This is a genomic window from Coprococcus sp. ART55/1 (genome assembly GCF_000210595.1).
Lineage (GTDB): Bacteria > Bacillota > Clostridia > Lachnospirales > Lachnospiraceae > Coprococcus > Coprococcus aceti.
On the sequence record NC_021018.1, the window covers coordinates 800,849 to 810,166 of the forward strand.

6 protein-coding genes and 1 pseudogene are annotated in these 9,318 nt (G+C 42.9%); all 7 read left to right on the forward strand.

Features of this window, described 5'->3' with window-relative positions; translation table 11 throughout:
- Positions 1-5,219: pseudogene (locus tag CCU_RS03845) on the forward strand (DEAD/DEAH box helicase family protein); the annotation flags it as partial.
- 194 nt (positions 5,220-5,413) lie between these two features.
- Positions 5,414-7,534 carry a recombinase family protein gene (locus CCU_RS03850; protein ID WP_015533643.1) on the forward strand — a complete coding sequence of 707 codons (2,121 nt, stop codon included), beginning with the start codon at positions 5,414-5,416 and terminating at the stop codon, positions 7,532-7,534.
- A complete protein-coding gene (locus CCU_RS03855; RefSeq protein ID WP_177587479.1) occupies positions 7,459-7,836 on the forward strand; it encodes a TnpV protein in 378 nt (125 codons plus the stop codon). The genes CCU_RS03850 and CCU_RS03855 overlap by 76 nt, the downstream gene beginning before the upstream one ends.
- A gap of 254 nt (positions 7,837-8,090) precedes the next feature.
- Positions 8,091-8,420, forward strand: coding sequence for a DUF6442 family protein (locus CCU_RS03860; RefSeq protein ID WP_015533645.1), 330 nt, complete (start codon positions 8,091-8,093; stop codon positions 8,418-8,420).
- Positions 8,417-8,623: a helix-turn-helix transcriptional regulator gene (locus CCU_RS03865; protein ID WP_015533646.1), complete on the forward strand. Its 207-nt coding sequence runs from the start codon at positions 8,417-8,419 to the stop codon at positions 8,621-8,623. The genes CCU_RS03860 and CCU_RS03865 overlap by 4 nt, the downstream gene beginning before the upstream one ends.
- Positions 8,624-8,632: 9 nt before the next feature.
- Positions 8,633-8,935 carry a hypothetical protein gene (locus tag CCU_RS03870; RefSeq protein ID WP_015533647.1) on the forward strand — a complete coding sequence of 101 codons (303 nt, stop codon included), beginning with the start codon at positions 8,633-8,635 and terminating at the stop codon, positions 8,933-8,935.
- A gap of 154 nt (positions 8,936-9,089) precedes the next feature.
- On the forward strand, positions 9,090-9,318 hold a 229-nt coding region (locus CCU_RS03875), incomplete at its 3' end, for a helix-turn-helix domain-containing protein (RefSeq protein ID WP_208895969.1).

Here is a 9,318-nt window from a genome sequence, read left to right on the forward strand (position 1 = left end):
GAACCTATCAGCAGTTAAGCCTGTTTCCGAGCTTTGAGGAACAGGTCGGCACAATCGCAGCAGCGGAAGCAAGTATTCAATATACCATGCCCGCTGCTTTTTCTTTGCCACAGGAGCAGATTGACAGTATCTTGCGTAGTGGCGGCGGTAGGGATAACAGCAGAAAGCGTATCTATGCCAAGTATCAGCAGGGTAAGACACCGGAAGAAATGGCAGAATTTTTGAAGAACGAGTATAAGACTACCGGAAAAGGGTTTGAGTTTGACGGAAATCCTGTTTCACTGTGGTTTGATGAAATGGGTATGCGTATCGGTTACGGTACATCGGCAAAGGAAAATACCCTTGCAGTGATGGGCTGGAGCGAAGTGGAGAGCCATATCCGTGTTATGGTGGAGAATGGTACTTATATGAGTGCCAATGAAGTATTCCTTGTGGATGTGGTGGAGCGTGAGAGAATTGCTACGGACATTAACAATTTCTTCCGTGATGGTATATCGGAAATGCCGGAGAGTCTGGAGCTTAAATTTTCTAACTACCCAGCAAGCATGGAAAGGCTATGCGAGCTTTTATCCACCACTGAGGGCAGAGAACTGATTAAGGATGAGCTTGAACAGGCAAAGGCACAGCTTGACAGCGGAGAAAAGCAGATTAAATGGCGGTATGTGAAAAGACCGGATTATTTATTAGAACAGCTTGCGGATTTAGGTGTGGAAAAGAAAGAATTTCCGACACCTGATACGGTGGAAGTAAGGAATGAGGACTTTATCACACAGGACGAGATTGATTACAGGCTGACAGGTGGAAGCGGCTTTGAACATGGAAAATTCCGTATCTATGAGTATTTCATGGAAGGGCATGACAAGAAAGACAACATTGCTTTTCTGAAGAATGAATATGGTATGGGTGGCAGCTCCCACGCACTTCCAGGAAGTGACAGAGCGCACGAGGATCACGATGCCAAAGGTATCCGTCTGGAGAAAGGTAACTATGGCAGTCCTTACGCAAAGGTGCTTTTAAACTGGAATGTAGTGGAGAAACGTATCCGGGAGCTTGTGCAGGCAGATAAATACCTTTCGCCGGAGAGAAAGGAAGCCTATGCACAGTATAAACAGGAACAGGCAGAGAAAGCCATGCGAAAAGAACAGGAGAAGTTGGAGCATGGTGTAACCAATCAGGAATTAGATAGAGAAACAGGAACTGTTGCTGAAGGAGAACCAACAGCACCGGAAACCGGGAAAGCAGACATAGATCAGTTAAATGAAAGGCTGTCTGAAATGTCGGCTGTGGTTAAAATCTGCGGAGCATTAGACCGGAAAGATGTGGTTGGATGGAACGAGGAAACACAGGCAGTCACGATTGCTGACGATGAGCGCACTTTAAAAGGAAAAGAGGTCTATGATTTCCTTTTTGCAGAAGCGGCAGATTATGTAATGATGCAGACAATCAGCGGCGAAACAGAAAAAGCTCTGGAGATGGACGGACTGTTAAAGGATGCCGGACAGTATGCGTCACGTTATGAGGGCGAGCCTTCCATAGAGCAGAAAGAAGAACCGCCTTTGACTGCGGATGATGTTCAAAACCTTGTATTGATAGACCGGGAATATATCAGAGGTACACGAACAACAGTCTATGATTTTGAGTGTGATATTCGTGGGGAACATGATAAGTTGCAATATACGCTTGAGTACCATGATGACGGAGAAGGCTTTACCATTCATACGGAGAAGGATGATATATGGGAACGTATGCCGGAGCCTGAACTGGCACGATTGGAGGGCATTCTTGGCAGGGAAGCATTATATTTTAAGTACCATGATAAAATAGCCGGGGCAAAGAGCCTTGAGGACATGGAGGAGATTCGCTTCATTATTATGGAAGAAGAATCTCCTTATTTTTCTGCTGTTTCCCAAAGAGTATGGGGTGAATATGAACAGAAAAATAAAGAATTGTCCAATCCTATGCAAGAAAGTGAAGTGATTGCCGAACCGGAGCCACAGAATGAAGCAGAAGCGCCAAAGGAACAGCCGCCGATTGACAAATCGGGTGCAGTCAACTTCCGTATTGCTCCGGAAACAGAGGAAAGTGCCGGAAAAGGGTTTGCGGTAAAAGAAAAATTCCGTCAGAACGTGGAAGCAATCAGAACGCTTGAAAAGATTGAGGGAGAAAACCGTATTGCCACACGGTCAGAACAGGAGATTTTAGCAAAATATGTAGGCTGGGGCGGTCTTGCTGATGCCTTTGATGAAACCAAAGCGAATTGGGCAAGTGAATATCAGGAATTAAAGAGTCTGTTGTCAGCCGAAGAATACGATTCAGCAAGGGAAAGTACCTTAAATGCCCACTACACAAGCCCTGTTATCATCAAGGCGATTTATGATGCGATGGAACGAATGGGCTTTTCCAAAGGCAACATCTTGGAGCCGGCAATGGGTATCGGCAACTTTTTCGGTATGCTGCCGGAGAATATGCAGGAGAGCAGGCTTTATGGTGTGGAGCTGGACGGAATTACCGGAAGAATCGCAAGGCAGCTTTACCCGAATGCCGATGTGAAGATCACAGGCTTTGAAAAGACAGACTATCCAAACGATTTCTTTGATGTTGCAATCGGAAATGTGCCTTTCGGTCAATACAAGGTGGCAGACAGAGCCTATGATAAGCATACCTTTCTCATACACGATTATTTTTTCGCCAAAGCCTTAGATAAGGTCAGACCGGGCGGCGTAGTGGCATTTGTCACCTCAAAGGGAACAATGGATAAGAAAAGTCCGGAAGTCAGAAAGTACCTTGCGCAGAGAGCGGAGCTTCTTGGAGCGATCAGGCTTCCCAACACAGCCTTTAAGGAAAATGCAGGGACGGAGGTCACTTCGGACATTCTTTTCTTAAAGAAGCGTGACAGGGTAATCTACACCCTGCCGGATTGGGTGCATCTTTGTGAAAATGAAGATGGCATAGCCATGAACCAGTATTTTGCAGACCACCCGGAAATGATCATGGGAAAAATGGAAATGGTCAGCGGGCAGTTTGGCATGGAAGCTACCTGCACACCGAATACCACCATTTCATTATCCAAGCAGCTTGAAAAGGCTATATCCCATATCGAGGGCAGCATTGACGGGGTAGAGTTCGATGAGCTTGACGATGAGCTGGCAAGAGAAGCAGTCCCCGCCGATCCAGGCGTGAAGAATTACAGTTACACGATCGTGGACGAGAGGGTGTATTACCGGGAAAATTCCATTATGAAGCCTGTGGACGTATCAGAAACGATGGAGCAGCGTATGAAAGGCATGGTGCAGATTCGTGACTGTACACAGGAGCTGATTGACTATCAGTTGAATGAATATCCGGAAGATATGATTAAGAGCAAGCAGGCAGAGCTTAATGAGCTGTATGATGCGTTTTCCAAGAAATACGGTCTAATCAATTCACAGACCAATAAGAGAGCGTTTAATCAGGACTCAAGTTATTGTCTGCTTTGTTCATTGGAGAAATTAGACGATGAGGGCAACTTCAAAGGCAAGGCTGATATGTTTTCCAAGCGAACCATTAAAAAAGCAGAAGTTGTTACAAGTGTGGATACCGCAAGTGAAGCACTGGCGGTGTCATTAGGGGAAAAGGCAAGGGTAGACCTAGCCTATATGTCGGAGCTTATGGGAAAAAGCGAGGAAGATGTGGCAAAGGAACTTGCCGGAATTATTTTCCAGAATCCGGTCACAGAAAAGTGGGAAACCGCAGACGAGTATTTAAGCGGCAATGTCAGGGAAAAGCTGGCAACCGCAAGGATATTTGCAGAGAACCGTCCGGAGTTTGCAATCAATGTCACAGCCCTTGAGGGCGTTCAGCCAAAGGAGCTTGATGCAAGCGAGATTGAGGTGCGTATCGGTGCCACATGGATTGAGCCTAAGTACATCGAGGATTTCATGCGGGAAACCTTTGAAACACCAGATTACCTCTTTGACCGCAACTTTGTCTGGGTGCAGTATTCCGATGTGACAGGACAGTGGAACGTAAAGGGCAAAAATGCGGATTGTGGCAATTCACTTGTCAATATGACCTACGGAACGAGCCGGGCAAATGCCTACCGTATTCTGGAGGATTCCTTAAACCTTCGTGATACCCGTATTTTTGATACGATAGAGGAAGATGGAAAGGAAAAGAGAGTTCTTAACAAAAAGGAAACCACGCTTGCCAGCCAGAAACAGGAAGCCATAAGGGAAGCCTTTAAGGACTGGGTATTTCGTGATCCGGAGCGCAGACAGACCTTGTGTGCCAAGTACAATGAGCTTTTCAATTCCACCAGACCGAGAGAGTATGACGGTTCACATCTGAAGTTTCCGGGCATGACACCGGATATTACATTAAGACCGCATCAGCTAAATGCGGTGGCACATCAGCTTTACGGAGATAATACCCTGCTTGCCCATTGTGTGGGTGCAGGTAAGACCTTTGAAATGATTGCTGCAGCAATGGAGAGCAAGGGGTTAGGGCTTTGCCAAAAGAGCTTATTTGTCGTACCGAACCACTTAATTGAGCAGTGGGCGAGTGATTTCCTTCGCCTGTATCCGGGTGCCAATATTTTAGCTGCCACAAAAAAAGATTTTGAACCTGCCAACCGTAAGAAATTCTGTTCCCGTATTGCAACCGGGGATTATGATGCGGTCATTATCGGGCATACGCAGTTTGAGAAGATACCGCTTTCAACGGAAAGACAGGCTGCCATGATCGAGCGGCAGATAACGGAAATAGAAATGGCAATCGAAGCGGTCAAGGCGGAAAAGGGCGAGCGTTACACTATCAAACAGATGGAAAAGACAAAAAAATCTTTAAGCGCAAGACTGAGCCGATTGAACGATACTTCCCGTAAGGACAACGTAGTAACCTTTGAACAGCTTGGCGTTGACAGGCTGTTTGTAGATGAGAGCCACAATTATAAGAACCTTTTCTTATACACTAAGATGCGGAACGTGACGGGCATTGCACAGACAGAAGCACAGAAGTCCTCGGATATGTTTGCAAAGTGTCAGTACATGGACGAGCTGACAGGCGGCAAGGGTATTACCTTTGCAACCGGTACGCCGATTTCCAACAGTATGACGGAGCTTTATACGAATATGCGCTATCTGCAATACAATACACTTCAGAAGCTCGGTCTTGGCAATTTCGACAGTTGGGCGGCTACTTTCGGAGAAACGCAGACCGCCATAGAGCTTGCACCGGAGGGCTATACTTTAGTAGGACGATAAATAATGCGTTCCTAAATTGAAAATAGGTTATCAAAGTCGGTTTCAGAACTTCAAAAATTTTTTTGATTTTTTTGAAAAACAGTTCCGCTTTGTACCCCTATTTTCTCCTATTAGCAGAGGGAGTAATTCCTGTAATGCTAAATCAGATTACATAAAGAAAGGAGGATAAGAGAATGTCAAGGACTTCAAAGATTACAGCACTCTATGAGCGTTTATCAAGAGATGATGACCTCAATGGTGAGTCAAATTCAATAACCAACCAAAAGAAATACTTGGAAGATTATGCTCGCAGAAATGGGTTCACGAATATTCGCCATTTTACTGACGATGGTTTTTCGGGTGTGAATTTCAATCGCCCGAGTTTTCAAGAGTTGATTAAAGAAGTAGAAGCAGGAAATGTCGCAACGATTATCGTTAAGGATATGAGCCGATTGGGGCGAAACTATCTGCAAGTCGGATTTTATACGGAAATTCTGTTTCCGCAGAAAGATGTCCGTTTTCTTGCAATCAATAACAGCATTGACAGCAACAATGCTTCGGATAATGACTTTGCCCCGTTTTTGAATATAATGAACGAATGGTACGCCAAAGACACAAGCAATAAAATCAAGGCTGTGTTTGATGCCCGTATGAAAGACGGAAAGCGTTGTAGCGGTTCTATTCCCTATGGATATAACCGACTGGCAACCGATAAACAAACGCTTGTCGTTGACCCTGTGGCTTCCGAGGTGGTAAAGCGTATCTTTCTGCTTGCCAACGAGGGCAAAAGTCCGAGAGCAATCGCTGAATTTCTTACCGAAGAAAAAGTTTTAATTCCGGCAGCACACGCAAAGGAATATCACCCCGAGCAGTATAACGGAATGAAGTTTACAGACCCGTATCTTTGGGGAATGTCAACCATAAGAACAATTTTAAGCAGACAGGAATATCTCGGTCATACTGTTTTGCGTAAATCGGTCAGCACCAATTTCAAGCTGCACAAAAGGAAGAATACCGATGAAGATGAACAGTATGTGTTTTACAATACGCACGAGCCTATCATCTCGCAGGAACTTTGGGACAGCGTTCAGAAACGAAAGAAACGAGCGAACAGGACAGCAGCCAAAGGTACGCATAGCAATCGTTTAAGCGGTTATCTGTACTGTGCGGATTGTGGCAGAAGAATGACCCTGCAAACGCATTACAGTAAAAAAGACCGTTCTGTGCAGTATTCTTACCGTTGCGGTGGGTATGCAAGCAGAGTAAACGCTTGTACTGCCCATTCGATTAGTGCTGATAATGTTGAAGCCTTGATATTATCGGCAGTCAAACGATTATCAAAATTTGTTCTGAATGACGAAGAAGCCTTTGCAAAGGAACTTCAAGCATTGTGGAACGAAAAGCAGACAGAAAAGCCAAAGCAGAATAAATCAGAATTGCACCGTTTTCAGAAACGATACGATGAACTTTCCAAACTCAGTCGTGGCTTGTATGAAAATCTTGTTTCGGGATTACTGCCCGAAAGACAGTACAAGCAACTGATGAAGCAGTATGATGATGAGCAGGCAGAACTGGAAACGAAGATTGAGGAAATGCAACAGGAACTGACCGAAGAAAAGACAAATACGGTTGATATTAAGCATTTCATTTCCTTGATACGCAAGTGCAAAGAGCCGACAGAAATATCCGATTTGATGTTTGCCGAACTCATTGACAAGATTGTGGTTTATGAAGCAGAGGGAGTGGGAAAAGCAAGGACACAAAAGGTTGATATTTATTTCAACTATGTCGGGCAGGTCGATATTGCCTATACGGAAGAAGAACTTGCTGAAATAAAGGCACAGGAAGAACAGATAGAAGCGGAACGATTGGCAAAACAGCGTGAGCGTGAAAAAGCCTACCGAGAGAAGCGAAAGGCGAAAGAACTCGCTGAAAACGGTGGAGAAATCGTCAAGACAAAGGTATGTCCTCATTGCCAAAAAGAATTTATCCCTACAAGCAACCGACAGATTTTCTGTTCAAAGGACTGTTGCTATCAGGCAAGGCAGGACAAGACAAAAGCCGACAGAGAAGCAGAAAAAGGAAATCATTATTATCGTCAGCGTGTATGTGCTGTGTGTGGCAGTACCTACTGGCCTACACACAGTCAGCAGAAATTATGTTCTGAGGAATGTCAAAAGCAAAATCACAACGAGAAATCTTTGGAATTTTATCACAAGAAGCAAAAGGAGAAGTCAAAATGCAAAGATTTATTACAGACAAAAGAACTGGTATCCAGTACGAACTCATCGGAGATTATTACTATCCCTGCTTAACAGTAGAAAACGAAGAACCGCCTATGCTCACAAAATACGGAAGAATGAGGGAAAGATATTTAAGAGAACACAAGAGAGTCTTATATTTCAATCTTCTTACAAGTGGAAAGTTATATGAACACCTTGCTGAAATTGATACTTCGGCGTGTAATATGGCGAAGTATCTGATAAAGGAAATGGCAAGAAAACAAGGTGTAACGGAACAACTGAAAGCAGAGGATATGATGAAATGGGTCGGATTGATGAATAATATCGGAGCCTGTGTAGACGAGATTGTATTGAACGATATTGTGTATTCCTAATAGCATACCAACCGAAAAGGAACTGCTGTCTTAACGGATGGCAGTTTTCTTTTTCGGCAAGTATTCAAGAAGTTATTAAGTCGTGAGTGTAATGGAAGTGGTAGAAAAGTATAACGCAAACAGGTATAAACCCCGTATCTGATATGCCATTCCCTTATATATGGTTGTAACTTTTGTATGAACGCTATTGACAAGAAAACTTGGTATGAGTATAATTAAGGTGTGCAAAGAAAACTTGGAACGGAGGTATTCTTATGAAAAAGGAAGAAATCTTAAACGCAAGTAGAAAAGAACATCAAAATAAAGACTTGGCTGAAATGGAAATGATATATCGAGCAGGAAGTCACGCAAGTAGAGTGGGGGCTTTGGTGTGTTGTCTGCTTTCTTTGCTATCTTCTATGCTTGCCCATACTATGATTTACAGTCCTTGGGTTATATATTTCAGTATTCTTGCGACACAATGGTTAGTTCGCTTTATCAAAATGAAACGAAGGAGTGATTTGCTATTGACCATTATGTTTTTCATTCTTTCCGTTTTGGCATTTGTTGGATTTGTTCGCCAAATTTTAGAGGTGAGCATATGAAAGAGCAATTACATTTGAAAAATCACTTAAAGGAAGTTCGTACAGCGGCAAATCTTTCTCAAACACAGCTTGCAGAAATGGTAGGAGTTTCAAGAAATACCATTAGTTCTATTGAAACTGGACAGTTCAACCCAACAGCAAAGTTGGCATTGATTTTATGTATTGCTTTAGACAAGAAATTTGAAGAACTGTTCTATTTTTAGGAGGTAATTATGGAGAACATTATGTTGTTGATTTTAGGAGTGTTCATATCTGTTATGGGAATTGTAAATATCAAAGGCAATATCAGTACAATTCATTCTTACAATAGGCGAAAAGTAAAAGAAGAAGATATACCAAAGTATGGAAAAGCCGTTGGAACAGGAACACTGATTATCGGAATATCTTTGGTGTTAGGTTTTATAGTTTCATTTTGGAGTGAAGAGATTATGGGATTTATTATTCTTCCAGCAGTTATTGTCGGATTAGGCTTTATGTTGTATGGACAAATTAAATACAATAAAGGGATTTTTTAAGCAAAGGAAACTTTGAATTTTCCGAATTTTTTAATACATTTTTGAACTGAAAAACTTGATTGAAACCGTTGGTTGACACATTTCCAAGCATAGGTGGTGGTAATGCAACTATAAAAAATGCTATGATTTTGTCAAAAGGAAAGGAGAACTGACAATGAATATAGCAGACAGAATACAATATTTACGAAAACAAAAAGGATATTCGCAGGAGGAACTTGCTGATAAGGTTGGTGTATCAAGACAGGCTGTATCAAAATGGGAAAGTGAACAAAGCACACCCGATTTAGAAAAAGTAATCGCTATGAGCGAACTTTTTGAAGTCACAACGGATTATATTCTTAAAGGAATAGAACCAGTATCAACAACGAATAGAAAGACTGTTA

Excerpts from the sequence above, each read along its gene's own strand:
- CCU_RS03850 (WP_015533643.1), top strand. The coding sequence starts at position 5,414 with ATGTCAAGGACTTCAAAGATTACAGCACTCTATGAGCGTTTATCAAGA.
- CCU_RS03855 (WP_177587479.1), top strand. The coding sequence starts at position 7,459 with ATGCAAAGATTTATTACAGACAAAAGAACTGGTATCCAGTACGAACTC.
- CCU_RS03860 (WP_015533645.1), top strand. The coding sequence starts at position 8,091 with ATGAAAAAGGAAGAAATCTTAAACGCAAGTAGAAAAGAACATCAAAAT.
- CCU_RS03865 (WP_015533646.1), top strand. The coding sequence starts at position 8,417 with ATGAAAGAGCAATTACATTTGAAAAATCACTTAAAGGAAGTTCGTACA.
- CCU_RS03870 (WP_015533647.1), top strand. The coding sequence starts at position 8,633 with ATGGAGAACATTATGTTGTTGATTTTAGGAGTGTTCATATCTGTTATG.